Origin of the sequence: Gemmiger formicilis (assembly GCF_016901605.1) — a bacterium.
Taxonomy (GTDB): Bacteria; Bacillota; Clostridia; order Oscillospirales; family Ruminococcaceae; genus Gemmiger; species Gemmiger formicilis_B.
Map to the genome: position 1 here is coordinate 1 of NZ_JACJKP010000629.1, position 268 is coordinate 268.

General features: G+C 58.6%; 1 pseudogene. It reads left to right on the plus strand.

Annotated elements, in window-relative coordinates:
- Window positions 1-30: 30 nt before the first annotated feature.
- Window positions 31-268 (plus strand): annotated as a pseudogene (locus tag H6B10_RS16220) (Sapep family Mn(2+)-dependent dipeptidase); the annotation flags it as partial.

The window sequence follows — 268 nt, forward strand, 5'->3', positions numbered from 1 at the left end:
GATTGATAATTCATCCTGGGAGGTACTTCCATGAACGATCCGCGTTGGGCGTCCATCGACGCCTTTGCTGAACAGAACCGTGAAAATATTTTGCGCGACATTACCCGTCTGGTGGCGGTGCCCAGCGTAGAAGGAACACCGGAACCCGGTGCCCCCTTTGGCGCAGGCCCCAAGGCCGCACTGGACAAAGCGCTGGAAATTGCGGCCGAGCTGGGTTTGCAGACCTGCAATGCCGAAGGATATATCGGCTGGGCCGAGACCGGCACCA